Genomic DNA, 25,517 nt, shown 5'->3' with positions numbered 1-25,517 from the left:
AATTGTTGAGGCGCAATAATTTAAATGAAAGGGTGGATTTTATGAATTATATAAAATATTTAAATTCTCAAGATAGTACCCGAATTTATACGAAGATTAATGATGTTAAAGAAGCACAAGCAAATATCATCGTAGTGCATGGATTAGGAGAACATTTAGATCGCTATGATGAATTAACAAGGCATTTAAATTTAAATAAATTCAATGTCATTCGATATGATCAACGAGGACATGGACGCTCAGAAGGACGTCAAACGTATTATAGTAATATGAATGAAATAGTAGAAGATTTATCAGCAGTAATTAATTATGTGGAATCGAATTTTGAGGGTAAAGTATACTTGATTGGCCATAGTATGGGAGGCTATACAGTGACATTATTTGGTACGCAATATCCCAATGCAGTAGATGGCATAATCACTTCGGGGGGATTAACACGTTATAATATTAAATTATTTGGTGAGCTAGATAGAAGTATGTCTCCATATGAATATGTAGAAAATGAATTAAGTGATGGATTATGTTCTGACCAAACAGTTGTTGAAAAGTATAAATTAGATGATTTAAATGCGAAACAAATATCCATGGGGCTCATTTATACATTACTTGATGGTGTTGAGTATTTAAAAAATAACGCAAAGCAGTTCAAGGATAATATATTAATGTTACATGGTAAAGAAGACGGTTTAGTTAGTTATAAGGACTCAATTCAATTATATAATGAAATAGGCTCAGAGCATAAATCTATTCATATTTATGACGGCTTGCAACACGAAATATTTAACGAATCTTCTTATAACAAAAGTATATTTAATGAAATTGTAGATTGGCTAAATTATGAACTAAAATAGCTTTGGAATTTTAAAGTATACATCATTATTATTGCTCAATAATTTATTAACTATCAGGAAATGTTTGTTTTGAACTATTGAACATTTTACAATAAGTGTAGAAGTCATGTTTAAGGAGAGAAATTATTTATGATGATAAAAACATTGCATATGCAATATGAAGAGGGTTTTGAAGCTTTCGATGAACGAGTGAACGAATTCCTACAAGAAGTTAGTGAAAAGCAACATTGGGATCTTGTGAGCGTTACACCATCTGTTACAAATAGTTTGGAAGGCGTAGATTATTTTATTACCGTCGTATTTAAAAAATAAAAGTGGAAAACGATTGTTGTTTCCCACTTTATTATAACTAAGAACGTTATTCGAATTTCTGTCCCTTAATGCGTACTTAGCTTAATATAACAATAGCATTATGCATTAAATGTCTGCTTAGAAACATTAAAATAATCTGCGAGAATGGCAATATCGTTTTCTGAAACACGACGGTATCCATTTTCCCAATCCCAAACCTGACAAATTCTAAAATCTTTGCCATAGTTATTATTTAAATTAACAACTAATCTAGAGATACTTAAATTATATTTTTCACGTAAATCATTTAGTACTTTCACAATTAATCACTCCCAAACGAGTTGTAATAAAATCCGTATTTAATTGTAGTATACACACTATTTATTTTCAAATCAGTGAACCTATAAAGGCGTTATCATATACTGGTATTATGCAATTTAGCTTGGTAAATAAGAGAAGGATTAGAATGTATTAATAATAAAAAATTCGAAAAAGAGAGATAAGGTGGATTCATATGAAAATTATTGCTATGAGTATTTTTGTTGATAATCAAGATAAAGCGAAACAATTCTATACTGAAAAATTAGGATTCGAACTGAAACATGATATTGAAATGGGCGGGGAATTTAAATGGTTGACCGTAAAAGAAAATAATTCTAATAATCCAGTTGAAATAGTGTTAGAACCTAATGTGAGTGAGATTGCCAAAAATTATCAAGAAGGTTTATATAGTGCTGGTATACCCGTAACTATGTTTGGTGTTGAAAATATGGAAGCATCACATGAGCGTTTAGTTAATTTAGGTGTCGAGTTTTATACTAAACCTAAGGTAGTTGATGGCACCAAACTTGCGGTTATAAAAGATACTTGTGGTAATTTAATTCAGCTTATAGAACAATAATATATGATGAAAGACACTGTAACCGACTACTGAACTATTACCATTAATATTAATTTAGTTTATTTTCTAAGAATTATAGGAGGTGTTTTATGGAATTAGTAGTTAAACGGACAAAAGATTTATCAAATATTGAACTATTACATATTTTAGAAGAAAGAATAAAAGTATTCGTAGTAGAGCAAAAATGTGCATACCAAGAAATAGATAAAGACGACGAGGAAGCTTTGCATATTATATTGAAGGATGAAAACCATATTGCTGCATACACGCGTATTGTTGATCGACAGTCGCATATTAGCTTCGGAAGGGTGCTAGTGGCACAAAACTATAGAATGCGAGGCTTTGGGCGTAACATTGTACAGAAAACAATAGATATTATAAATGAAAAATATAGTGGATCACTCATCAGTATTTCGGGGCAAGCCTATTTAAAATCATTTTATGAATCATTTGGTTTTAAAGGTGTTTCTGATATTTATTTAGAAGACGATATTCCACATATTAAATTTGAAATGATGGTAAGATAATAAGAAGGTTTAATAAACGAAATGTGTTTGAACTGTTTAAATTTAATACAAAACGGATTAGATAGATTTAAAAAAAGTAGCTTCCGAAATGGAAACTACTCTTTTAAATTTAACTAGGGTTTACCTAGATGTAATTTCGGTCTTTTTGAACTCATCGTCTTTAGAAAAATCATTTAGAAAGACTTTTTTTCAAACAAATGTGATAGCCCCTTAATGTTTGTTTGAATACCTCCGGTTGATACACCAACTTAAATGCATATCCTTTAGCTTCTGATTTATTGTTTTTTCATTTTATCAATATCTTGAGAAACTAACATTAATAATTCTTCAGTTTCAGAGTCCGTTAAATCATCAGAACCTTTAATTCTTATAACAGAACCTTTATCTGTTTTAACATGATAGATAGGCTCGTCATCTTTATAAACTTTGCGTAGTACTTCCATTTCATCACCCTTTTTTATCTGAAACAATTCAATATAATTAGTAACACATAATGGTTAAAAGTAAAGAATTGAGTTGTTATCGTAACAAGCAATCATTTTTATAAAATAAATTGCTAGTTATTAATACTTTAACTATAGGATAACTTTTTGTTGGATTCATTTCCAACAGTATGATTAATTTTATTTAAATTTATTAATATTTACATTTATTGCTATATTCTTCATTGATAAATCAATTATAAGTTCAAATAAATAATTTGAGAACGATTTACAAAATTTAGTTATTTAGGTTTTTATTATATAAAAACGGGTAAATATAACTAAGCACAAGAAGTCCTCCAAACTTTAGTGTGGAATATATTTTCGATTCGAGATTTCACGCCACTTTTCGAAGTGGCGTATTTCTTTTATAATAGCGATAAGTTATATTAATAGTATCATTTAAATTAAAAGGATGTAAAAGATGAAATTACTCAATATACTATCATTGGTTTGTAGCATATTTATAGCATTGATCATTGTTTATGGTGTGATTATGATGGTTGGTGATGCCATGGGTATTACAACTTTTAATGGTCAATTACTCATTGTAGGGCTATCATTAGTCTTACTTAGTGGATTAGTCGGAAAGCAAAAACCTAGATTATCTATGCTTATATTATTTGTAGGTTTTATTATAGTTGTTATGAATTAATGTATATAAAGATACAGTCCAATAAGTTGAATTTAATTCAATTTATTGGACTGTATTTTATTTGAATAAACACGAGTGGTGTATAGCTTTTCCGTTATTCAATATTATTTTTTAATTTTTCGTCCATGTCTTTAGCAACGGCAGTTAATAAGTGAGTTATTTCAGTTTTATTCGATTTGTCATCAGTTTTGACTTTAATTAATAAACCTAAGTTTGTCTTTATATGATAAATAGGTGCCTTGTTTTCATATACTTTTCTTAGAATTTGCATCTTTATCACCTCATCAAATAGAAATACGAAAGTGCAAGAAAGAGGAAATCAAAAACTTTTGAGTATAAAATGTTACCTAACGATTATATTAAAGCATTTTTGATCAAATAGGAAATAATTGGATTTTAAAAAGGGTGATTAAACGATATAAAAAGACTGAGAAATGTATATATGAACTCAGCCTCGGTTTATCTATTTCTATAATGATTTGATAGAATTGCAATGTAAAAAATGATTAAAATTGATCGTTTGTTCTATCTTCTTCAACAATATATTCATCTGTGCCGTAATCAGTAGATGTACTTAATATAGATTTTACTAATAGTGAAAATGAAACAATACCTAATGAGACTAAGGCAATTTTTTTCATAACATCAAGCTCCTCTTTGTTAGATAGTTTACCATACAGCCATACTGACAAACGAATATATATATGATGAGTTTGTTAGTATTTTTATTAATTATACTAAAAAATGAGTTGTTAAATATCTAAATATAGGATTAGCGACACCAATATTCAATTTTAATTGTTTATTTTATAAGCTTAGGAATAACTTTAATGTAAACAAGCTCACCAATGAGTTCGGTTAATGTTTGAGTAATAATGACTGTTGTAGTGATGGTTATCCAATGGTTTGGTAAGGAAAGGGCAAGAGGTAACACAACCAATGCGTTTCTCGTACTAGTACTGAAAGCTAATGTTCTTAAATTCGGAATATCTAAACGGAATAACTTTCCACAAAATAAGCCTATTATAGGTGCAATAATCATAAAACAGATATAAATAGGCACAACAGTTAATACAATATTTAAATCATTCGTAATCTTGTTTATTTGTGAACCGACGACTGAAAAAAGTACGAGTGACATAAAGAGTTCCGGTAACCATGCAGTAAGATTTAAGACACGATTCATAGAGTTAGATTTTTTACTGAGCAGTTGTAATAATAATGCGAGCATCAAAGGAATAATAATGAATGTGAAAAAAGCATTAATAAATGGTGCTACATCAATGATTGATAAGATTTCATTATGTAAAAAAATAGTAAAATAAACGGGCAGTAGAATAATTTGTAATACAAATAATATAGGTGTAGAAATAAGCATACGCTGTGCATTTCCTTTTCCTAATGCGGTGAAGACGATAACGTAATCAATACACGGTGTTAACAGTACGAGATATAGCCCAATTAATATTGGAGCAGAACTAACTTCAAATAATTGTATTAAAGCAAAAACAAAAATAGGTATGATTATAAAGTTAGATAAAATTAATGCAATTATATATTTCGTGGTAAAAAGATTTTGGCGAATATTGAAAAAAGGAATTTGTGAAAACATGCTAAACATTAAAATACCAATAAAATTTGAAACCACAGACTCTAGAAAAACAGAAAATATTTGTGAGGATAAACCAGCTAATATACCCAGCACAAGTGCTACAAAATATATATAAATTTGATAGTGTTCAATTTTACTTTTAAAGTGTTGCATAATGACCTCGCTTTTAGATGATGTATACAAATTAATTATAACTTAATGTGATACTCTATGAAATTTAATATACGCATTTGACGATATAATAAGTTTTTGATTGTATAGGCAACTTTTATTTTGATATAATAACCAAGGCATGTCTTAGGGCATGATAGAATTTAACGGAGATGGGTTTTCTACGTGTCCTTTGACATGTGAAGATTCATAACTCCCGTTATAGTCAAAAGCCCCTTTAATTAGGGGTTTTTTAAGTGATCAGCAAAGCCTTGTGGGTTTTGTTGTTTTTTAATTTTTAATCCTCAATTTATAAATTCGAAGTGGCTGATTGAATTGAAAATGGGCTTATAGCAAACCTTTAAAGAACTACTACTTCAATTATGAAGACAAGTAGCTCTTGCATTCCATTTTACAGTCAGCATAGCCAGGCTAGGTTCATACGACGAAATCTTGTTGAAAAATTAGATTTCTGTCCCACTCTAAAATACAATTGTGATTTTAAAGTAAAAAGTTTAAGTTTTAACACAAAACTCATAATCGCTAAGCTATATTAATAGCGATTATGAGTACAGTTAATTTCCATATTAAGATTTTTGTTTATCTTGTATGCTAACTTTATTTTCGACTTTTTCGTCAGTTGAGTTGTCTACACTTAATAATAATGCTCGTACTATAAGTGCACCAGTTAATAGTAAAAGTAAATTTTTGAATAATTTCATAATTATCACTCACCCGTCTTTATTAAAACGACTTAAATATAGCAACATATTTTTAATACATAATTGCCTTATTAATATAATACCCTTTCTACAATATTGTAATTGGCATTTTACACAAATTGTAGAAAGGGCTTAGTCTAAAAAATTAAACGTCAATGATTTTAAGTTGTGATTGTGTTTCATTAATTTCTATTTTTAGATTTTTACTATTATTTTCTACAGTAGTGCTAATTACTTCACCATTTTGTATAGAAAAATGAACTTGGCTTAAGATACCCATTGCATAGTCATTAATTGGGCTGACCAATGAAATAGAATTGGCATCTTCCTGTATTACAAATTGTTTCTGACTTTGATTAATAATCTCCCATTGAGGTAAGTATGTTAACTTCAAAATTAACCCTCCTAATTGTTGTTGTTCAAAAATTATTATTTAATTTTCATTATAAACTATATTGCTGAAAATGGTATTAAACACAACTGAAAGTAAATGCGACTCATTTAGTTAAAATGTTAATTACAGGGAATAACAATATTGAAGAAATTGTTTAATAGAGGTGATGTTATGAATATTCTGATAGCAATAATATTAAGTCTTGTATTCGCATTTTTAGGAACAATGCCATTTTTATTTGTAAATACGAGATTGCACGAAAATGTTAACCATTCAAGTGAAGAGGTTCGTCATGAGAAAAGGAGAGCGTATAAACGCTTTATATACTTTTTTATTTTAGGAATTGCTATGTTAACAATTTATCATTTTCTGACTGATTAATTACGATTCCACCAGATTTATATCGAAAATTTAGTTTTATAATTGTACATGTAAATTAGTTTTATAATTTTATGAGAAATTAAAAAAGTCCTGGTCACGATATATAATAATCTTTAAGAGATTATTCGCGTTGTGATCAGGACTTAATTCGATTAACTGAATATAATTGAGCATAAAATACCAGCGACACCTATAATAATTAACATAAATGTTGCTCCAAGTAATGATTCTTTAGCTTGCTGAGACTTTTTGTTTTTGTAAGTGATAAGTAACGCGATACCACATACTAGAAAAACTAATGATAACCAGAATATAATCATGAAATGTAGACTCAAAGCACTAGACCTCCTTTAATATAAAAGTTGAATTGCCAATGATTTAAGACATAATATTATTGCTTTTTGTAATTTTAAATGTAGTAAATATAATTTTTATTATAACATTATCAGTTTATCACTAAATACTTAACAGCAATAGTGTAAATATTTATATAGAATATATTGAGTCACAATCAAATGGATGAGTACTGTTTGATTAATTAAAAGTTTCAAAAGATAAAATTAGGAAAGATAATACTATACAATTTAAATAACGATTTTCTGGAAGGGGTGGTTATATATTGGAAAATATGAATGTGAACTTAGAAGAAACTAAAGAAGCAGTTAATAATTTAAAGTCCAAGGATTACTCTGATAATAAACAACAATATGATGAAACTGAAACCAAAATTATAAAACAAAAAGACTATATACGAAATAAGCTCATGCCTGATAACAAACAAGAAGATGAACGTATCAAAGAAATAGCGAGTAAACTTAGTTCGCATATAAAAGTAGCCTTTGATGAATTTGACAATGTGGATGAAGTTATTGGATATTTAACACCGACGTTTCAAAGGGGAAAAGTTGATAAAGCATATGGACGTGCATTATTACTTATGGAAGAAAATACATTGATTGAGCAAGTGAAAGTCCATTTTGATGACCACAAAATAAATGCTAAATTGATGGATTATATTTTGACTGAATTAATAGAGTTAAGTAATGAAATTATGCCAAATGAATATAGTGAAATTTTGACAATTGAGAGGTCGTATTTTGAACTATTATATAGCGATAATTAATATTATTTAATTAATTAAGTAGTTTGATGTATAATGAAAGTAAATTAATTATGCGAGGAGATTTAGCTATGAATGAAGTAAATAAAGTGATTTATATTGTATTAGCAGTGTTTCTAGGTAGCTTTGGTATTCATAAATTCTACGCTAGGAAAACTGGCGTAGGGATTTTATATCTAGTATTTTGTTGGACAGGTATTCCTCAAATATTAGCGATTATTGGTGCTATCCTTACATTATTGAAACCAGCTGATCAGAACGGTAATGTATTAGTATAAGTAATATGAATATAAATAAGTCTAGGCTAGCAATCCTAGACTTATTAAATGGCTGTTAGAATTCTACGGAAATCTAACAGTCATTTTTTCGTTCAAAATATATGAGTATAATGGACGCAAAAGGGTGTTAATTCTAATTCTTGGCATATCATAAAAAGTAATCATTTATTTTTTAAATTAAAAAACTGCTTACAAAACACGCAATTTTGCAGGCAGTTTATAATGTTTACTTTAAATTAAAAAAACTTTATAAAGTTTACATTTCCGAATTAAATATAGCCATAACAACAATTCTTTTTAATTTTTTAAATAATAAAAAGAATTGTGGTAGACAAATAACTTATATTTGATATGATTAGACAAAAGTACGATATGGTAAATCATGTAACGATTTAAAAATATATAAAATCGAGGTAATGCTTATGACATTTTATGATTTTGTAATTAGTTTTATAGAAGACGATACACCTCTTGGACAACTCGCTCACAAAATTAAAAGGGATAATAATTTCCCTAAAGATGCAACTAGCTATAATGAATTAAACTCGTATTTTTGTAGTAATTATATAGATCATGAAATGTTAGCTTCTGCTAAACGGGCGCTGAGTTTATATCTTAATAATATAAGCATAGCTTAATATATTTAGTAATCTATGTTTCGTAATACCAGTTTTGTTTGTTTAAAGCATCTTTAATATCTTTTGTTTTAAAATTAATTTCATTATTTCTAATAGAGAATGGTTCAAGTATACTTTGAGCCATCCATGAATTAATAAGCTCTCTAGGTAATCCATCTAATTCCATATCAGTCTTACTGACGACAAAACATTCCCAATCAAGTGAAACTTTCGAAGGATTAATATAATTACACTCTTTGAGCTGATTCATAAATAACACTCCTTAATATTGTAAATCCGACATTAAGTTTTACCCATGTATGATATGGGTAAAACGATAATTGTGAAATAAATGAAATTTAATCGTATTTTTTAGCTATATAATTTTAAAGTTAATAAACAAGTAATTCAAATAAATAATACTTGATGACGTGTAACGCAATGGGTTATGCGTTTTCTTTTTATATACCCGCTTTTTAGTATGTGTTAATCAAAAAATATGAATATTACTAAATAAAAAACTGGAAGCACTCAAAAGAGTGTTTCCAGTCATAGCGTTGAAAAAACTTACGACTTTATGAGCAGCTTTTAGTACATGCTTTTCGCGTGCACGGCCTCATCCTGTAGTCTTCGGCTAGTGCTTTTCCCGCAGGAGGCAGCCCAAATCACTGCCATTTTTAAACAAAAACAAAACGTTAGATTATTCATTGATTGAACTTATATAAAGGCCAATATAGATACTAATGAAGATAACTAAATTAATTAACAAATATTTTAACATAGAAAAGCAGCAATCCATTAGAAACTAATAGATTGCTGCTTTTAATTTGAGAATGGGATATTTATGTCCCAGGCTCTTAATTTCAAACGTTGTTATACACGTCAAAAAAATAATTCTACCAAGGTATAATACCGAGAATACAAGCGACTAGAATCATAAATAAACTTGATCCTATTGCCCATTTGATAACAATACGTTGGTTTTGTCCATATTCAATATCTAGCATACCGACTAGTAAATAACCGGCAGCATACAGTGGACTTAATACGTGAAGCGGTTGTCCTAATACTGAAGCTCTGGCCATATCTACTTTAGATATACCAAATTGTTGTGCTGATTCAGCAAGAATTGGTAATACGCCATAATAGAATGGATCGTTAGCCATAAAGTAAGTGAAAGGCCCACTTAGTATGGCAGTAATTAAAGCAAAATGATTACCTAAAGCATCAGGAATAATTTGCACTAATGTATTTGCCATTTCATCAACCATATGTGTACCATCCATAACACCCGTAAAGATACCAGATGCAAAAACAAGGCTTATTACTGATAGTACATCGCCAGCATGCTTTTTAATTACTGAATTTTGAATACTTAGGTTTGGATAATTGAGTACAACTGCAACACCGAACCAAAGCATGAACATAACTGGAATAGGCAACAGACCAATCACAAGACAAACAATTAATGAAATTGTTAAAATTGCGTTTGGTATGAGCATTTTAGGTCTTTTTAATAATGACTCTTCTTTCGTATCTGTAGGTCTTACATCATCTAAATCAATATGTGTATTAGAAGTAATGTATTTTTTTGCACGTTTACCTAATATGTATGCTACGGCAAAAGCAAAAACGATACCTGCAATCATTGCAGGAATAATAGGTATGAAAACTTCCTCAGTGGTAACCTGTAAAGATGAAATTGCTCGTGCTGTCGGGCCACCCCAAGGTAACATGTTCATAACCCCAATTGATAGTAGTGCTAAGGTTGAAAGTGTATATAAGCTCATGCCAATTTTTTTATATAGTGGCATCATTGCAGTTACAGTTATAATGAATGTAGTAGTGCCATCGCCGTCTAATGCGACCATAGAAGCTAGGACAACAGTACCCATTGCAATTTTAACTGGATCCCCTTTAACTACTTTAATAATTTGATTGATGACAGGTTCGAATAACCCGGCATCGATCATGACACCAAAATATAAAATGGCGAACGTGAGCATAATACCTGTTGGTGCAACTGTTTCAATGCCTTTAAGCATGTATTCGCCAAGACCAGAGTAGAAACCGCCAATCAAAGCAAAAACAGTTGGTACAACAATCAATGCTGTTAATGCTGACATTTTACGTGACATGATTAATATCAAGAAAACGATAATCATAATGAAACCTAATAAAGCTAAATTCATATGTTTGACTCCCCCCATCTGTCTAATTATAGCGCTTTCATTTGATTTGTAAAATGAAAAATAAAAACTTATATAAAAACTTTCTAAAGAATTAATTTTAAAATAAAAGTGCATCTATTGATAAATTTGAATTTAACAATAGATGCACTTGATAGTAAATAGATGAAGTTATGTATAAAAAGAAAGCTAACCTAAAAAACCCATTACATATGTTTTCCATATTGGATAACTCATTAGAATAAATGCGAAGATGGATACGAACATAGCAAAGATATTAGCTACACGATCGCCACGTATACAAGCGTATAGGTTAAATAATAAAACACCTAAGATAAACAAAGCGCCTGCTAATATTTCCATATCGCCTTCTATCACTTTGTTAACAGCTAGTAAAGGTGTAGCTAAAGTGATTAATGATAAGAACAAAGATAGTAATGTAGTAGCATATTTCAATTTGTTCAGTCCTTTCTATAATTGGAAAGATGATATTTTAATGTGCATATGTAGATTGTAAGTACGACTTATTAAAATAATATTTCTAAATGCTTTTGATTGCAAGCCATTATAGGAAAACTTTTGAAATTTAACTCGATGATTTTGCTACATAAAGCGAGCTATTGTGATTATAAAATAAATATAACATTATTTTATATACAGGTATCAACTATTTAATTAAATAGTTCTAAATCATTGCCTTTAAAGTAATATATTAACCAATGTTCATCGACGTAATAGTCCTCATATTTTCTAGCATGTTCCTCTAAAAAGAGCGTGTCAAAGTTGAGATTACTGAAAAATACTTTTCCACTAATATTATTAGAAATGAGTGAAGTTAATAAGATTTCTATTTCTTTGTCATGGCATATTTGGAAAATATGGCGCATTAACAATTTAGAGATATAATCTCTTGAATGATCATCATGACCTTGGACACACATGTTTTCCATTATTGCTTTATGAGATAAGCTATATTTTTGTTTGTGAATTAAAGTAGCCGCACCAACTAATTCATCTTGTTTAAAGGCACCAAGCACTGCATAATCTGATGTTTGTGAAGAAAGTAATTTTTGTATATTTAATTCAACTAAGCATTTGTCATTTTGCAATTTCCATGCAAATACTTCAAGTTCTTTGTGGATGCCCTTTAATAAAAAAGCGCGATAAATAGATGAATCTTCACTTGTTAAGTAACGTATATCTGTCATTGAATGCCTCCTAAACTGTACAAAGTATATATAATAAAATAATTAATATTCTGATATTTTATTTATAATACTATAGTAAAAGAAGTGATTGGGCAACTTTTCCATTTGCTTATGTCAAAAATATAATTAACTTAAAATTCCTTGGATTAATAAATTCATCGCTTTAAATTTATTTTTAATTAAATTTAAAATTTAAAGAATTGAAATTCATTTGATGGATTATGATATAATATAGTGGTATATACTAAAGTGGAGGCAAGACTTTTGGAGGCATTAATTATAATTATTGTTTCTCTGACATCACTTATCCTGGTTTCTTTTGCAATTTTAGTTGTTTATTTTTTCACTCAATTTAGTGATGATGACAATTAAATACCTAGACAGAGAATACTAAAGACATCAAGAAATAAGAGGGCAGAAACATCAAAACACAAAATAACCCCCAGGCTCGAAATAGAGTCTAGGGGTTAAATATTATATTAAATACTAGTCAACAACTTCTACGTTTAAATCAACGTCAATGTTGCCACGTGTAGCTTTTGAATATGGACAAAATTCGTGTGCGTCTTGTAAATATTTTTCAGCGTCTTCTTGAGATAATACGCTTTTAACTTTAGCATCAATTGAAACGCTCAATTTAGGGCTTTCAGCATCTGGATCATCTTCTAAACGCACAGTTAGAGTTACTTCTGGTTCAGCATCTCTCACTTTGTTTTGTTTTAAGATTAAATCGAATGCACCGTTAAAGCATGAGGCATAACCTGCTGCGAATAATTGCTCAGGGTTTGTACCTTTTTCAGCGTCAGCTTGTGCTGGTGGAATAACCGCTACATCGATTGCTTTATCATCTGTTTGAACGTGTCCGTTACGGCCACCTGTATTTGTTGCTTTAGTTTCATAATTTACTGCCATTTTATTACCTCCTTAATGACTTACTATTACTGTATACCCGAAGAATTATTTTTAAATCATATAAAATTCATTCTTTGATTAATACTGCCATTTTATAAGTTAATGTATATTGATTGTTTTATTTTTGAAAATTGTTATACAATTATTTTAATCATATTAGATAAAGGAAGTAATAAAAATGACTGAAGTTGATATAGCTGTTACGATAGCGCCAGAAAACGAACTTTCACAATCTACTATAAAAGACTTAATTAAATTTCAAGATTCAATAGAAATCATTGAACTTAGAATAGATCAGTGGGTGGATTTTGATGTGAAGCATGTGTCTAAAGTAGTAGACAATATCTATAGTTTAAATTTAGGGAAAAAAATACTCGTTACTTATCGTACTTCTTCACAAGGTGGAAGCGGCACGTTATCACAAGAAGCATATTTGAATGCATTAGCTGAAATGATCAATTTAGCACATATTGATTTAGTTGATATTGAATTTGAACCCGGGAAATCAACACAACCTTTAATAGATTTAATTGAACAATTTAAAAGCAAACAAATCCAAGTGGTATTGTCCTATCATGATTTTAAAAAAACACCGGCATTAGAAGCTTTAAAACATCTTTATTTTAAAATGCATCAACTTGAACCAGATTATTTAAAAGTTGCAGTAATGCCTCATGAAAAACAAGATGTGCTTAATTTATTAAGTGCGATGTCAGAAACGTCTGATTCAGTCACTCAACAAGTAATAGGCATTGCAATGTCAAAATTGGGTGTTATATCAAGGACTGCGCAGGGATTATTTGGAGGCACTGTAACGTATGGCTGTCTTGATAGTCCTAAAGCACCAGGTCAAATTCATGTTGAAGCGTTAAAACAACAATTAAAGTTATATGAGTAGTTTGAAAATAATCTCGACCTGTCTTATAATTGAAAATAATTATCAATAGTGAAAGGGCGATATTATATGGAATTGCAGGAAGCAATAGCACAACGTCGTAGTATTAAAGTGTTCAAAAGAGATATGAATATAGACGATGCTGCTTTATATCAAGCTATTCAACAAGCTACTGATGCACCTAATCATGGTATGAGAGAGCCATGGAGAGTTGTTCATATTGCTAAAGATAGATTAGGAGATATGAGTAAACAGCTTACCAAAATCGCGTTTCCTAATCTGAAGAAAAAACAAGAAGATCATTATAATGTAGCAACAAATCTTGGGGGCATGCTAGCTTTAGTCTTAAAAGAAGACCCAAGACAAAAACAAAATTTAGAAAATTATATGGCATTTGGAGCTTTCACTCAAAATTTAATGCTTCTTCTACATGAAGTTGGCATTGGTACGTGTTGGAAAACGCCAGCATATATTTTTGAACCTGAAATGCGTGCGTTATTTGGAGTGAAAGACGATGAGAGCTTAGTCGGATTTTTATATTTAACTGATTTAGAAGACGAAGTACCACATAGAGAACGTCATCTAAATAATATAATTGATAAATTTTAACTGTCATATAATAATTGTAAAGTGGGTAAGCAGTCATTTGAATGATTGTTGAGATAAATATATAAAGGCCGCATTGAAATTAAAATTCAATGCGGCCTTTATACTTAAGTGTATGCCTTAGATTTTCATCTGCAATATTTTATAATTTATTTAAATGTTTCTGCTAAAAATGATTCAACTTGTTCTGGAGATTTTGCATTTGCTGAATGTAAATGAGCTAGTTTTTCTCCATTTTTGAAAACTAACAAGCTAGGAATACCCATTACATCATTGTCAGACGCTACGTCTTCTAATTCATCACGATTTACAGTGAACCATTGGTAATCATTATATTTTTCAGTGATTGGATCAATCCACATGTCCATCGCTTTACAATCTGGACACCAGCCTGCTTCGAATTTAACAATGACAGGATTATCACTTTGTATTGTTTCTTTAAAATTGTCTGTAGAATTTATTGGTTGCATAGTATAACTCCTTTATTTTAGATATTATTAACTTTATTATAACTGACAATTAGCCATTATTAAAAAAATCAGCTTGATATTAAGAGCGTTTTAAGTAGAAATTTGATATATTAGTGTTAACTAGACATAGGAGGTACAGCATAATGATAAAATTTTACCAGTATCCTAATTGTACAACTTGTAAGAAGGCAGCTAAGTTCTTACAGGAGTATGGTGTTAGTTTTGAACCAATTGATATCGTTCAACATACACCTACTAAAAACGAGTTTAAAGATATTATTGAAGCGACAGAAATTGATATTAATAAACTTTTTAACACACATGGCGCAAAATATCGTGAGCTTGGATTGAAAGATAAGTTGAAAGATCTAACGAATGATGAAAAGTTAGATTTATTGGCTTCAAATGGTATGTTAGTTAAAAGACCACTAGCCATTTCAGGAAATAAAGTTACAGTTGGATTTAAAGAAGACCAATATAAAGAAACTTGGTTATAAAATAAATTTTAAATTCATAATTAAATAAGTGGTTACAATAGTGATTATGGAAACGCTTCATCTATTGCTGTGAAAACATCTGATTGCATTATGGTATCAGGAAATAGTTGCTTGAAAGCTTTTCATATGGCATCATTAATATGTAAAATCATTTAGGAGGGGATTCTTGTGGCAGTACCGAGTGAATTTAAATATTCTAAAGAACATGAATGGGTTAAAATTGAAGGAAATACAGTAACAATTGGTATAACTGAATATGCTCAAGGTGAATTAGGAGATATCGTATTCGTTGAATTACCAGAAGTCGACGATGAGATTAACGAAGGTGAAACTTTTGGTAGTGTTGAATCAGTAAAAACAGTTTCAGAACTATACGCACCTGTTACTGGGAAAGTTGTCGAGTCTAACGAAGAATTAGAAGACAGCCCAGAATTCGTAAATGAATCACCATACGATAAAGCATGGATGGTAAAAGTTGAATTAAGTGATGAAAGTCAATTAGATGAATTACTATCAGCTGAGCAATACTCAGAAATGATTGGTGAATAAAAACAAAGTATGAACTCCATGATATAGATTATCTTGGGGTTTTTTTAATGAGAATAATCTATTTTATGTGGTTTTTAGTCAAGTTAAAAGATGTATAAAGTGAGCTATAGTAAATCATAGCTTAATAGTACTAAAAAACAGTTCTTATATAAGATAATGAATATTTAATTAGATGTCTTTAAATGACAAAAATTATTTTCAATAATAAGATAAGATTAGGAATATGTAAATTATGTTTATAGTCGCTAAGTATTGTGAAGAACTAAGTAGATTGAACAACTATCAACATTTAGAGGGTGGATGTCATGACGATACTAAACCAAGTTATCATTGTCGAAGGCAAGTCAGACAAGAAGCGGGTAAAGCAAGTTATTGATCAGCCAATTGATATCATATGTACAAACGGTACTATGGGCATTGATAAAATCGATGAAATGGTTGAAACTTTATATGATAAACAAGTGTATATTCTTGTTGATTCAGATAAAGAAGGTGAAAAGATACGGAAATGGTTCAAACGATATCTCAGTGAAAGTAAACATATACGCATAGATAGACAATATTGTGAGGTTGCTAGATGCCCTAAACCATATTTATCCAAAGTACTGCGAAAACATGGTTTTTCTGTAAAAGACGCAGAAAAAGTAGCTAAAGCAAAATTAGATTATATAGCTGAAAGGGTAAGTTTATTAACATGAATGTAACAAGTGAACACCGTGCAGATGTGCACGAACATGAAGAAAAAGAAAAATATTTAATATTTGGTTATACACCAACGTGTGGAACTTGTAAAGTTTCAGAACGCATGTTAGATATAGCAAATGAAATTTTGAAACTACCAATTACAAAAATAGATTTGAATTTTCATCCTGATTTTAGCCAAGCGCAAGAAATACAATCTGTACCTGTGCTCATGTTGATGTCTAAAGGTAAAGAGCAGAAAAGAATTTACGCATTTCAATCTGTTCCTTATTTGTTAGAAAATTTAAAATAGTTATTGACGAAACATGAGTGCGATGATAGGATTAAAAATAATTAAATAAATGATACTCTTATCAAGAGTGGTGGAGGGATGTGCCCTTTGAAGCCCGGCAACCGTCTGAATCAGAAATGGTGCCAATTCACATGAAGTTACGATTAACTTTGGGAGATGAGAGAAGCGATTAATGCTTTCTCTTTTCTTCACTGAATAAAAGAGGAAGCATTTTTTAATTGATAGTGTAATACAAGGAGGCAAGTGTGATGATTGAATTAAATCAAATAGTCAAAAGGTACAAGACAAAAAAACACGACGTACTAGCTGTAGATCATGTTGATTTAAACATTCAATCAGGCTCAATCTTTGGAGTAGTTGGTTTTTCAGGAGCGGGGAAAAGTACTTTAGTAAGACTCTTGAACAATCTTGAGCAACCTACTTCAGGTGACGTAATTATTGATGGAGATAAGATTGGTGATTTATCTAAATCAGATTTAAGAAAAAAACGTCAAAAAGTGAGCATGATTTTTCAACATTTTAATTTACTGTGGTCACGAAATGTATTAAATAATATTACATTTCCGCTAGAAATTGCTGGTGTTTCACGCCGTGAAGCGAAGCAACGTGCTTTAGAACTAGTGGAATTGGTAGGACTAAAAGGAAGAGAAAATGCATATCCATCGGAATTATCAGGCGGTCAAAAGCAACGTGTCGGTATCGCGCGTGCATTAGCTAATGAACCTACTGTATTGCTTTGCGATGAAGCAACAAGTGCGTTAGATCCTCAAACGACAGATGAAATTCTAGAATTATTATTAAAGATTAAAGAAGAACGAAATTTAACAATCGTAATCATTACACACGAAATGCATGTCATTCGACGTATCTGTGATGAAGTCGCTGTTATGGAAAGTGGCCGTGTAATTGAACAAGGCAAGGTTACAACTGTCTTTGAAAACCCACAACATGAAGTAACAAAACGCTTTGTGAAAGATGATTTAGACGATGATTTTGATGAATCTATCACAGATTTAATAACATTAAATGAAAATGATTATGTAGTTCGCTTGAATTTTACAGGAAGCAATACTACGGAGCCGTTAGTATCATACATAACTAAGACGCATAATATTGATGTAAATATATTGGAAGCTAATATTAAACATACGAAAGACGGTTCAATCGGCTTTTTAGTAGTGCATTTACCAACAGTAAATTCAGAAAAATTCGAAAAATTCAAAAATGATTTAGAAGCGCAACACGTTTCAGTGGAGGTGTTAAAGCATGGGTAATTCGTTTGGTGACATACTCCGTGAGATGGTTACTATGCCAAATATTAGTTGGGACGAAGTTTGGTTAGCAACATATGAAACAATTTATATGACTGTAATAGCAACAGCGTTTGCTTTTGTTTTAGGACTGATTTTAGGTGTATTACTCTTCTTATCAGCTAAAAGTAAATCACCAGTGGCAAGAGTCTTTTATAGTGTAGTTTCATTTATCGTAAACTTATTCAGAGCGATACCTTTCATTATTCTCATACTCTTGTTGATTCCATTCACAAGTTTAATATTAGGAACAATTAGTGGACCAACTGGAGCTTTACCAGCATTGATTATTAGTGCTGCACCGTTCTATGCAAGATTAGTAGAGATCGCATTTAAAGAAATCGACAAAGGCGTAATCGAAGCGGCTTGGTCAATGGGCGCAAATACATGGACAGTAGTGAAAAAAGTCCTTTTACCAGAAGCAATGCCAGCTTTAATATCCGGTATTACAGTGACTGCAATTGCTTTAGTTGGATCAACAGCAGTTGCAGGTGTAATTGGCGCAGGTGGTTTAGGTAACTTAGCGTATTTAACTGGCTTCACACGAAATCAAAATGACGTCATATTTGTATCAACAGTTTTAATACTGATTATTGTATTTATTATTCAATTTATTGGTGACTGGTCTACAAATAAAATAGATAAACGATAAATTTTAAAAGGGGACTTTATTATATGAAAAAAATATTAAGTTTAGTTTCTGTAGCAGCTTTAGCGTTTTTATTAGCAGCATGTGGCGGTGGCGGAGATGAAAAAGATAAGACAATTACAGTCGGAGCTTCACCAGCACCGCACGCAGAAATATTAGAAAAAGCAGAACCATTGTTAGAAGATAAAGGTTATAAACTAAAAATCAAAACGATTAACGATTATACAACACCGAATAAATTATTAGATAAAGGTGAACTTGATGCGAACTTCTTCCAACATACACCATATTTAAAAACAGAGAAGGAAGACAAAGGCTATAAAGTGGAATCAGCAGGAAACGTTCACTTGGAGCCTATGGCAGTTTACTCTAAAAAATATAAAAGTTTAAAAGATTTACCAAAAGGCGCAACAGTATATGTTTCGAATAATCCAGCTGAAGAAGGACGTTTCTTAAAATTCTTCGTAGATGAAGGGCTTATTAAATTAAAAGATGGCGTTAAAACAGAAGACGCTACGTTTGATGATATTGTAGAAAATAAAAAAGATATCAAATTTAATAATAAACAATCTGCAGAATATTTACCTAAAATTTATCAAAACGAAGATGCTGATGCTGTAATTATTAATTCAAACTTTGCAATTGATCAAGATTTAAGCCCTAAAGATGATTCAATTGTTCTAGAGAAAGCAAAAGACAATCCTTATGCGAATTTAATTGGCGTAAGAGAAGGTCATAAAGATGACGAGAAAATCAAAGCGCTAATTGATGTACTCCAGTCTAAAGAAATTAAAGACTATATCAACAAAGAATACGATGGTGCGGTTGTACCAGCAAAATAATACCAAATTTCATGAAGAATCCTTTAACCACAACGGTTTGAGGGTTCTTTTTTATGGTTGACCTTTTTGACACTATGTTTATTTAATTCTGCAGTTACTTTTCTATAGCCATAGGTATAGTTGTGTTTATGACAAATATATTTAGTTTTTTCTTCAACTGAATCTACTTCATAATTTTTACGTTTCCAACGATAATAAGTAGATTTGGGGATGTTAAAAACCTCTAATATTACTTTTACTGGAAAGCTCAATTTCAACGCATTAACTACTCGTATCATTACTTTTGTCGCCACTTCCTTTCCAATTCTTCGTACTTATTTAAACATCAATTTCAGCTTGTTGATGCTTAATTTCTAATTTTAATTTATCTCATTATTTAATTCTTCAATTCCTTTTCCATATGAATATTGTTTTCAAATTGTTGATGAAAGTTATTACTTTCATCATCTCTGTACTTGAGTCTTACTTTTAATATCTAAAGTTTCCCTAAGCGGTTATTTTTAGGACAAAACTGTCTTGTAGTAAATTAAAAGATAATATAAAGTCATTTTGATTTTTACCCGTCAGCAGAAGTGTTGGTGGGTAGTTATGCATTTATAAAATATATAAAGTTAATTAGCATTTTCATTAATATAGAATTTTTGTGTCTATGTTTAATAACTTTTGGCAATTTTATGCAAAATATTAATCACTAAACTAAAAATAATGTTTTAAAAAATAGTTATCAAAAATATAATATTTTGTAAAGTAGTTAGGCATTAAAATTTTACAGTTAGGAATTATAAATAACATAATATTTAAATTGCTATAAATTATATTTAAATATTATTAAAGTGGGTGATATAATATAAGCTGAAAGGGAATATTAACTTAATATCAGTTGCTGGATAAAACATTATAAAGGGGAATGCTAATGTATAAAACTTTATTTTTTAACAAGATTTCAGAATTGAAAGAAAATGGTTTAGAAGTTTTAGAACAGAGTACAACTCACATTCTGCCAGTTATAATAGGTGGTTCTAAGCAATGTACTCAAGTAGCTAAATTAATATTTGATAATTTTAACATATATGTCCAAGCAATTAATTCACCTACTGTGGAGAGCGGTACTGAAAGATTCAGAATTAATGTAACGCCAAATCATACTGAAGAACAAATGGAGTTATTAGTATCCTCTATTGTATTTATTTTTGCTAAATTAAATATTAAGCGAAGTGTGTAATTATGAATTTTTTAATTTATTTTTTCTGTATGCTAGTATGGGGTTTAAATTTTATAGCTGTGAAAATTCAAGGTGATAGCTTACCATTAGAAGTTGCACTATTATACAGATCGGTTATTGCCTTAATTTTGTTTTCGATACTACTTTCCTTTCTAATGAAAAAAATAGACTTAAAAAGTGTGAATTGGTTTACTGTGATTGGGTTTGGTTTGTGTAATTTTACAATAAGTTATTTGTTGCTCTATTATGGTACATTTTATAGTACTGCAGCAATAGTGACTCTTATATTTTCTATGAAGGCGATATTAACACCGATATTTATAAGTCTAATCTTTAAAAAGAAAATACCTAATAGGATATATTGGGGTGAATTTATAGGCATATTAAGTGTTTTTATAATTTTATTCCCAGATTTAAATAATCTAACAAGTAAATTTATAATTGGTGTAATAATGGCTTTAGCTGGTACTATTATTACATCTATTGGAGATGTAATAATAGTGATAACAATACTAATCCGGTTTTAGCTAATACAATAGGTATGTCATCTGCCGTACTATTTTTAATTATTTATACTAGTTTTAAAGGATACTCATATGCGTTACCACAAGAACCTAATTTCTGGTTTGGACTATTATATCTATCTATATTAGCTTCATTTTTAGCATGGTTATTTTATTTGAAATTAATTAGCAACATCGGTGCTTCTGAAAGTGGATATATGGTTGCGATGTTTCCAGCAATTGGAGGAGCGGCAAGCGTTCTTATGGGAGAATCGGTGGTTAGCATAAATCTTATAATGGGGACCCTTCTAGCTTGCTTTGGTGCTTATTTGGCATTGAAGAAAAAGAAAGCTTCTGGTTAAAATTCAAGGGCAAAAAAGCGTGTAATTTTGATAATAAGGGCAAGGGTATGAACAATAAATTAACTTGAATGAACTAAAAATTCCTATATATCAGTATTTTGATTATTCATGAACTTCTTTGATAAATTGCTCAATTATTCCAGCAAAATAACACCAAATTTCATGAAGAATCCTTTAACTACAACGGTTTGAGGGTTATTTTTAATTTATAGTAAATAGTGGAAGGATAAAGGGTGAAAATGACATATCTTTACGCCGACAACTATAGTAATAGTACAAGCTGAAGATACAGACAAAGGCTGCAATCATAAAAACATGCACAAAACTATCTACAAATTCGAATGTTTTGTCTTTAATCTGAGGGAGACCTGAGTTTGGATGTATTCTTCAAGTTTATTATGATAAGTGTGAGTAAATGCTTACGAAATTTCTAGGAACTTGTGTTGTGTATAGAATTTATTAAGTAAATTGTAATAAATGATTGAAACATGTGATGCACGCTTATCTCTTATATTTGAAATAGTGGTCTCAGGTGAGTAAAATAAGAGAATGGAAATAGATTGATTGAGAAAAATCAGTTTAATTTTCAATGGGAGAACTAACAAATTAATGGTAAGCTTTCTATAATAATGGAAGGTTTATATATTGATTATATATAGAATCACTAAAATATCACTTTCGCTGTTGATATTTTATTTAATAGCTCGGAAGTTATGGGATGCTTTTATATCATAAATGATTTAAAAGTGATGGGACATATACTTCCGGGTTATTTTTTAGCGCATTTATCTGGATTCTTACAAGACGCATGAGCAAATAGGACTAATATAGTGCTTGCAGAATACTTCAATACGTAAATATGTAACCGTGTCTGAGCCAAACGCTTCTGACATATAAAATAATAAGATTGTACTTAAAGAACTACAAAAAACCACCGACAAAGTTGCTTAACTTCGTCGGTGGTTTGTCTACGGTTGAAATACTATTTTAATTAAAGTACATATTTAGACTAAATCATGCTCATCTTTAATATCGCCAACTATATTTTCTAAAATGTTTTCCATGGTAATTATACCAATAGGATTACGGTTTTCATCTTCGACAAGTGCGATGTGGATTTGATGTGTTTTCATCAGCTCTAATACATGATGGTATTTAGTATTAAGACTTACTTTTAGAATATCGTTTGTAATATCTTCAAGTGTCGTTAAATCATCATTTAAAAAATCCTTAGCATGTAAGTAACCAACAATTTGAGTTGGGTTATCTCTAAATACAGGGAATCTTGTGTAATTCGCATTATTTATATAAGCTTTTGTTTCATCTACATCATTTTTAATATCGATAATTGAAACTTTGTTGAGAGCAATATAACCATCATTAACCGTCATTTCATCAAAGGCAAATGCACGATTGATATGTGTTAATTCATTTTCAGAGATTTCTCCGCCTTCATGACTTTCTTTAATCAATAATTTTAATTCTTCTTCGGAATGATAGAGTTCACTTTCTTTAGCAGGTTGCATACCAAACATCTTCAAAATTAATCTCGCTGAACCATTAAGTATATATATAAATGGATAAAATAATTTGTAAAACATGATCATTGGTTTAGCTATAATTAATGTGATTTGTTCGGCTTTTTGTATCGCAACTGTCTTAGGAGCCATTTCGCCGACTACAACGTGTAAATAGGTTGCAATTACGAAAGCGCTAATTAAAGTGAAGACATGTATCATCGAATCTGACAAACCTAAACTACTGAAAAGCGGGTGTAACATAAACTCGAAAGTCGATTCGCCGACCATACCGATGCCTAAAGCGGTAATTGTAATACCTAATTGACAGGCGGCTAGGTATTCATCTAAGTGTGTTACTACCTTTTGTGCTGAAAGTGCATTTTTGTTATTACCTGTTGCAAGCGAGTGGATTCTTGATGTTCGAACTTTGACTATTGCGAACTCTGAAGCGACAAAGAATGCAGTAAGTATTAATAAAATGATAAACGTGATTAAACTAATAAGGGTTCCCAAATATTAATTAATTCCTCCAATATTTTCTGATTCAATCTAAAAATGATTGAAAGTTCATTATATAAAAAATGAGTGTAGTTATCCACTATCAAGATTTACAGAGTTTAAAAAATTGAATTTGTTTTTTGTGTCATCGAAAACTTTGAGAAAGTGTATTTAAAAACGCCATCGAGCAATATCGACGGCGTCTCAAACATATATTAATTTTAATCTTTTGTAGTGTTTCCTAATTTATAACTAATAATAAAGCCACAAATTATCGTTATGATTGAAATTATCCATATTAAAATAGAATCCGGGAGGCCAGGAAATACTGCGTAAAGCGAACCTACTACGAAACCAATAATTAATGCATAGGTTAAGTAAGTATGGTAAGTCAGTAAGTGTTGAATGATTTTACTAGCAAATAAGAAACCGGCAATAACGCCTAAACCAACAGAAATCAATACAGGAATGGCATTAAAGTTTAGTGAAATAAATTCTGAGAGAGCATACATTACTGTACCGTATACTCCAAACACTAATAACATAAATGATCCGGATATACCTGGAAGTAACATAGCACTAGAAGCACACGCACCAGCAATAAAATATTTTATGAAAAGACCAGTTGAAATTTCTAGTGTTTCACCTGCATGCTTGTCGCCGTTATTTAATAAAGTAATAACAACAATTATAATGATACCCAATGCTACAAGAGAGTAATGTTTAACATTAAATGTTTGTTTAAATCGAGAAGTTTTTAATAAATATGGAACGATTCCTGCGATTAACCCAACAAAAAAGAACATCGTGGGTACTGTGTGTTCATTAAGTAAATAATTAATAACTTTACTTAACAAGCCAATAGCAATTACCATCCCTAATCCGATTGGTATTAAAAATTTTAAACTTTCCCAAAAACGTTTTGAAAAAAGACCACTAACAGAACGAATGAATTCATCATAAATACCGAGTAAGAGTGCGATTGTACCTCCACTCACTCCCGGAACTAAATCAGTTGTTCCCATAGCAAATCCTTTCCAAATATTTGACCATTTTATTTTTGACATGACAGTCTCCTTTTGATTAAAAATATATAAATGATAATAGCATAAAAGTAAGCATGATAATATTAAAAGCAAAATAGAAAAGATTATTGTTTATCACATATAAATGAACTGAGACTCTAATTTAAAAGAATATAGGTATTGAGAACAAAGATGATATTATTATCAGTTACAAAAATTAAAGAATCCCTATCGAAAATGATTGTGTTTTAATAACGATTTTAATTTAGCTCCTGAAAAGGTTTA

General features: G+C 30.2%; 38 protein-coding genes and 1 riboswitch. Of the genes, 21 read left to right on the top strand and 17 right to left on the bottom strand.

Annotated features, from left to right (window positions below; genetic code table 11):
• Positions 1–41 precede the first annotated feature (41 nt).
• Positions 42–851, top strand: coding sequence for an alpha/beta hydrolase (locus NSR03_RS08415; protein ID WP_002508217.1), 810 nt, complete (start codon positions 42–44; stop codon positions 849–851).
• Between the two features lie 129 nt (positions 852–980).
• On the top strand, positions 981–1,163 hold the full coding sequence (locus NSR03_RS08410) for a hypothetical protein (protein ID WP_002508216.1): 183 nt from the start codon (positions 981–983) through the stop codon (positions 1,161–1,163).
• Between the two features lie 98 nt (positions 1,164–1,261).
• Here NSR03_RS08410 and NSR03_RS08405 read toward each other — a convergent pair whose 3' ends face one another.
• Complete coding sequence (locus NSR03_RS08405) at positions 1,262–1,462, bottom strand: helix-turn-helix domain-containing protein (RefSeq protein ID WP_002508215.1); 201 nt, start codon at positions 1,460–1,462, stop codon at positions 1,262–1,264.
• Positions 1,463–1,656: 194 nt separating this feature from the next.
• Here NSR03_RS08405 and NSR03_RS08400 point away from each other — a divergent pair, with 194 nt between their 5' ends.
• Positions 1,657–2,043 (top strand): VOC family protein, encoded by a 387-nt coding sequence (locus NSR03_RS08400; RefSeq protein WP_069820985.1) that lies wholly within the window; start codon positions 1,657–1,659, stop codon positions 2,041–2,043.
• A gap of 89 nt (positions 2,044–2,132) precedes the next feature.
• On the top strand, positions 2,133–2,570 hold the full coding sequence (locus NSR03_RS08395) for a GNAT family N-acetyltransferase (protein WP_021339901.1): 438 nt from the start codon (positions 2,133–2,135) through the stop codon (positions 2,568–2,570).
• 275 nt (positions 2,571–2,845) lie between these two features.
• Here NSR03_RS08395 and vraX (NSR03_RS08390) read toward each other — a convergent pair whose 3' ends face one another.
• Positions 2,846–3,013: a C1q-binding complement inhibitor VraX gene (gene vraX, locus NSR03_RS08390; RefSeq protein WP_002508212.1), complete on the bottom strand. Its 168-nt coding sequence runs from the start codon at positions 3,011–3,013 to the stop codon at positions 2,846–2,848.
• Between the two features lie 463 nt (positions 3,014–3,476).
• Between vraX (NSR03_RS08390) and NSR03_RS08385 the strand changes: the two genes are divergently transcribed.
• Positions 3,477–3,707 carry a hypothetical protein gene (locus NSR03_RS08385; RefSeq protein WP_021339902.1) on the top strand — a complete coding sequence of 77 codons (231 nt, stop codon included), beginning with the start codon at positions 3,477–3,479 and terminating at the stop codon, positions 3,705–3,707.
• Positions 3,708–3,801: 94 nt separating this feature from the next.
• Here the strand turns inward: NSR03_RS08385 and vraX (NSR03_RS08380) are convergent, their stop codons facing one another.
• The 5 genes from vraX (NSR03_RS08380) to NSR03_RS08360 all read right to left on the bottom strand — a co-directional run bounded on the left by vraX (NSR03_RS08380) (position 3,802) and on the right by NSR03_RS08360 (position 6,585).
• A complete protein-coding gene (vraX, locus tag NSR03_RS08380; RefSeq protein WP_002508210.1) occupies positions 3,802–3,978 on the bottom strand; it encodes a C1q-binding complement inhibitor VraX in 177 nt (58 codons plus the stop codon).
• A gap of 235 nt (positions 3,979–4,213) precedes the next feature.
• Positions 4,214–4,348 (bottom strand): hypothetical protein, encoded by a 135-nt coding sequence (locus NSR03_RS08375; protein WP_002508209.1) that lies wholly within the window; start codon positions 4,346–4,348, stop codon positions 4,214–4,216.
• A gap of 161 nt (positions 4,349–4,509) precedes the next feature.
• A complete protein-coding gene (locus NSR03_RS08370; protein WP_069820986.1) occupies positions 4,510–5,472 on the bottom strand; it encodes an arsenic resistance protein in 963 nt (320 codons plus the stop codon).
• A 584-nt stretch (positions 5,473–6,056) separates the two neighbouring features.
• On the bottom strand, positions 6,057–6,191 hold the full coding sequence (locus NSR03_RS08365; RefSeq protein WP_002508207.1) for a hypothetical protein: 135 nt from the start codon (positions 6,189–6,191) through the stop codon (positions 6,057–6,059).
• A 145-nt stretch (positions 6,192–6,336) separates the two neighbouring features.
• A complete protein-coding gene (locus NSR03_RS08360; RefSeq protein ID WP_021339904.1) occupies positions 6,337–6,585 on the bottom strand; it encodes a hypothetical protein in 249 nt (82 codons plus the stop codon).
• Between the two features lie 171 nt (positions 6,586–6,756).
• Here NSR03_RS08360 and NSR03_RS08355 point away from each other — a divergent pair, with 171 nt between their 5' ends.
• Positions 6,757–6,966: a hypothetical protein gene (locus NSR03_RS08355; protein ID WP_002508205.1), complete on the top strand. Its 210-nt coding sequence runs from the start codon at positions 6,757–6,759 to the stop codon at positions 6,964–6,966.
• Positions 6,967–7,118: 152 nt separating this feature from the next.
• Here NSR03_RS08355 and tsaT read toward each other — a convergent pair whose 3' ends face one another.
• Positions 7,119–7,301 carry a type II toxin-antitoxin system toxin TsaT gene (gene tsaT, locus NSR03_RS08350; protein ID WP_021339863.1) on the bottom strand — a complete coding sequence of 61 codons (183 nt, stop codon included), beginning with the start codon at positions 7,299–7,301 and terminating at the stop codon, positions 7,119–7,121.
• Positions 7,302–7,594: 293 nt separating this feature from the next.
• Here tsaT and NSR03_RS08345 point away from each other — a divergent pair, with 293 nt between their 5' ends.
• From NSR03_RS08345 to NSR03_RS08335, 3 genes are all read left to right on the top strand, one after another.
• Positions 7,595–8,089: a hypothetical protein gene (locus NSR03_RS08345; RefSeq protein ID WP_226956860.1), complete on the top strand. Its 495-nt coding sequence runs from the start codon at positions 7,595–7,597 to the stop codon at positions 8,087–8,089.
• 68 nt (positions 8,090–8,157) lie between these two features.
• Positions 8,158–8,364, top strand: coding sequence for a TM2 domain-containing protein (locus NSR03_RS08340; RefSeq protein ID WP_002508202.1), 207 nt, complete (start codon positions 8,158–8,160; stop codon positions 8,362–8,364).
• A 422-nt stretch (positions 8,365–8,786) separates the two neighbouring features.
• Positions 8,787–9,002, top strand: a complete 216-nt coding sequence (locus NSR03_RS08335) for a sterile alpha motif-like domain-containing protein (RefSeq protein ID WP_069820987.1) — start codon at positions 8,787–8,789, stop codon at positions 9,000–9,002.
• A gap of 13 nt (positions 9,003–9,015) precedes the next feature.
• On the opposite strand, the gene NSR03_RS08330 is transcribed toward NSR03_RS08335, so the two are convergent.
• The 5 genes from NSR03_RS08330 to NSR03_RS08310 all read right to left on the bottom strand — a co-directional run bounded on the left by NSR03_RS08330 (position 9,016) and on the right by NSR03_RS08310 (position 13,290).
• The gene (locus NSR03_RS08330) at positions 9,016–9,252 is read right to left on the bottom strand and encodes a hypothetical protein (protein ID WP_002508200.1); all 237 of its coding nucleotides are present in this window, start codon (positions 9,250–9,252) and stop codon (positions 9,016–9,018) included.
• A gap of 625 nt (positions 9,253–9,877) precedes the next feature.
• Entirely contained in the window at positions 9,878–11,173 is a 1,296-nt protein-coding gene (locus NSR03_RS08325) for a CitMHS family transporter (RefSeq protein WP_002508198.1), read from the bottom strand.
• Between the two features lie 186 nt (positions 11,174–11,359).
• Positions 11,360–11,626: a hypothetical protein gene (locus tag NSR03_RS08320; RefSeq protein WP_069820988.1), complete on the bottom strand. Its 267-nt coding sequence runs from the start codon at positions 11,624–11,626 to the stop codon at positions 11,360–11,362.
• 215 nt (positions 11,627–11,841) lie between these two features.
• The gene (locus NSR03_RS08315; RefSeq protein ID WP_069820989.1) at positions 11,842–12,378 is read right to left on the bottom strand and encodes a GNAT family N-acetyltransferase; all 537 of its coding nucleotides are present in this window, start codon (positions 12,376–12,378) and stop codon (positions 11,842–11,844) included.
• 486 nt (positions 12,379–12,864) lie between these two features.
• Positions 12,865–13,290 carry an organic hydroperoxide resistance protein gene (locus NSR03_RS08310; protein WP_002508195.1) on the bottom strand — a complete coding sequence of 142 codons (426 nt, stop codon included), beginning with the start codon at positions 13,288–13,290 and terminating at the stop codon, positions 12,865–12,867.
• A gap of 178 nt (positions 13,291–13,468) precedes the next feature.
• On the opposite strand from NSR03_RS08310, the gene aroD reads away from it, so the two are divergent.
• Positions 13,469–14,188 carry a type I 3-dehydroquinate dehydratase gene (gene aroD / locus NSR03_RS08305; RefSeq protein ID WP_021339859.1) on the top strand — a complete coding sequence of 240 codons (720 nt, stop codon included), beginning with the start codon at positions 13,469–13,471 and terminating at the stop codon, positions 14,186–14,188.
• Positions 14,189–14,254: 66 nt separating this feature from the next.
• The gene (locus tag NSR03_RS08300; RefSeq protein ID WP_021339858.1) at positions 14,255–14,794 is read left to right on the top strand and encodes a nitroreductase family protein; all 540 of its coding nucleotides are present in this window, start codon (positions 14,255–14,257) and stop codon (positions 14,792–14,794) included.
• 146 nt (positions 14,795–14,940) lie between these two features.
• Here NSR03_RS08300 and NSR03_RS08295 read toward each other — a convergent pair whose 3' ends face one another.
• Positions 14,941–15,261, bottom strand: coding sequence for a thioredoxin family protein (locus NSR03_RS08295; RefSeq protein ID WP_002508192.1), 321 nt, complete (start codon positions 15,259–15,261; stop codon positions 14,941–14,943).
• 143 nt (positions 15,262–15,404) lie between these two features.
• On the opposite strand from NSR03_RS08295, the gene NSR03_RS08290 reads away from it, so the two are divergent.
• From NSR03_RS08290 to NSR03_RS08260, 7 genes are all read left to right on the top strand, one after another.
• A complete protein-coding gene (locus tag NSR03_RS08290) occupies positions 15,405–15,758 on the top strand; it encodes an arsenate reductase family protein (RefSeq protein WP_002508191.1) in 354 nt (117 codons plus the stop codon).
• 168 nt (positions 15,759–15,926) lie between these two features.
• Entirely contained in the window at positions 15,927–16,307 is a 381-nt protein-coding gene (gcvH, locus tag NSR03_RS08285) for a glycine cleavage system protein GcvH (protein ID WP_002508190.1), read from the top strand.
• Between the two features lie 305 nt (positions 16,308–16,612).
• Positions 16,613–17,005, top strand: coding sequence for a toprim domain-containing protein (locus NSR03_RS08280; protein WP_002508189.1), 393 nt, complete (start codon positions 16,613–16,615; stop codon positions 17,003–17,005).
• On the top strand, positions 17,002–17,301 hold the full coding sequence (locus tag NSR03_RS08275) for a thioredoxin family protein (RefSeq protein ID WP_021339857.1): 300 nt from the start codon (positions 17,002–17,004) through the stop codon (positions 17,299–17,301). The genes NSR03_RS08280 and NSR03_RS08275 overlap by 4 nt, the downstream gene beginning before the upstream one ends.
• Before the next feature lie 55 nt (positions 17,302–17,356).
• A riboswitch (SAM riboswitch) is annotated at positions 17,357–17,464 on the top strand.
• A gap of 85 nt (positions 17,465–17,549) precedes the next feature.
• Positions 17,550–18,575: a methionine ABC transporter ATP-binding protein gene (locus NSR03_RS08270; protein ID WP_002508187.1), complete on the top strand. Its 1,026-nt coding sequence runs from the start codon at positions 17,550–17,552 to the stop codon at positions 18,573–18,575.
• Positions 18,568–19,263, top strand: a complete 696-nt coding sequence (locus tag NSR03_RS08265; protein WP_002508186.1) for a methionine ABC transporter permease — start codon at positions 18,568–18,570, stop codon at positions 19,261–19,263. Before NSR03_RS08270 ends, NSR03_RS08265 begins: the two co-directional genes overlap by 8 nt.
• Before the next feature lie 23 nt (positions 19,264–19,286).
• Positions 19,287–20,102: a MetQ/NlpA family ABC transporter substrate-binding protein gene (locus tag NSR03_RS08260; RefSeq protein WP_069819067.1), complete on the top strand. Its 816-nt coding sequence runs from the start codon at positions 19,287–19,289 to the stop codon at positions 20,100–20,102.
• A 23-nt stretch (positions 20,103–20,125) separates the two neighbouring features.
• Here NSR03_RS08260 and NSR03_RS08255 read toward each other — a convergent pair whose 3' ends face one another.
• A complete protein-coding gene (locus NSR03_RS08255; RefSeq protein WP_069820991.1) occupies positions 20,126–20,380 on the bottom strand; it encodes an IS3 family transposase in 255 nt (84 codons plus the stop codon).
• Between the two features lie 635 nt (positions 20,381–21,015).
• On the opposite strand from NSR03_RS08255, the gene NSR03_RS08250 reads away from it, so the two are divergent.
• From NSR03_RS08250 to NSR03_RS08240, 3 genes are read left to right on the top strand one after another with little or no spacing between them, the layout of a single operon-like run.
• Positions 21,016–21,324, top strand: coding sequence for an aminotransferase class I/II-fold pyridoxal phosphate-dependent enzyme (locus NSR03_RS08250; protein WP_251469510.1), 309 nt, complete (start codon positions 21,016–21,018; stop codon positions 21,322–21,324).
• 2 nt (positions 21,325–21,326) lie between these two features.
• A complete protein-coding gene (locus NSR03_RS08245; RefSeq protein ID WP_251469513.1) occupies positions 21,327–21,851 on the top strand; it encodes a DMT family transporter in 525 nt (174 codons plus the stop codon).
• Entirely contained in the window at positions 21,758–22,189 is a 432-nt protein-coding gene (locus tag NSR03_RS08240; RefSeq protein WP_441347730.1) for an EamA family transporter, read from the top strand. Before NSR03_RS08245 ends, NSR03_RS08240 begins: the two co-directional genes overlap by 94 nt.
• A gap of 1,004 nt (positions 22,190–23,193) precedes the next feature.
• Here NSR03_RS08240 and NSR03_RS08235 read toward each other — a convergent pair.
• Together NSR03_RS08235 and NSR03_RS08230 are read right to left on the bottom strand one after the other, a co-directional pair.
• The gene (locus NSR03_RS08235; protein ID WP_069820992.1) at positions 23,194–24,222 is read right to left on the bottom strand and encodes a hemolysin family protein; all 1,029 of its coding nucleotides are present in this window, start codon (positions 24,220–24,222) and stop codon (positions 23,194–23,196) included.
• A 206-nt stretch (positions 24,223–24,428) separates the two neighbouring features.
• Entirely contained in the window at positions 24,429–25,274 is an 846-nt protein-coding gene (locus NSR03_RS08230) for a DUF368 domain-containing protein (protein ID WP_069820993.1), read from the bottom strand.
• Positions 25,275–25,517 lie beyond the last annotated feature (243 nt).

Origin of the sequence: Staphylococcus sp. FSL W8-1207 (assembly GCF_038003745.1) — a bacterium.
GTDB classification, from domain to species: domain Bacteria; phylum Bacillota; class Bacilli; order Staphylococcales; family Staphylococcaceae; genus Staphylococcus; species Staphylococcus equorum.
Note: the sequence above shows the minus strand (reverse complement) of the source record. Positions and strands in the feature narration are given on the sequence as shown.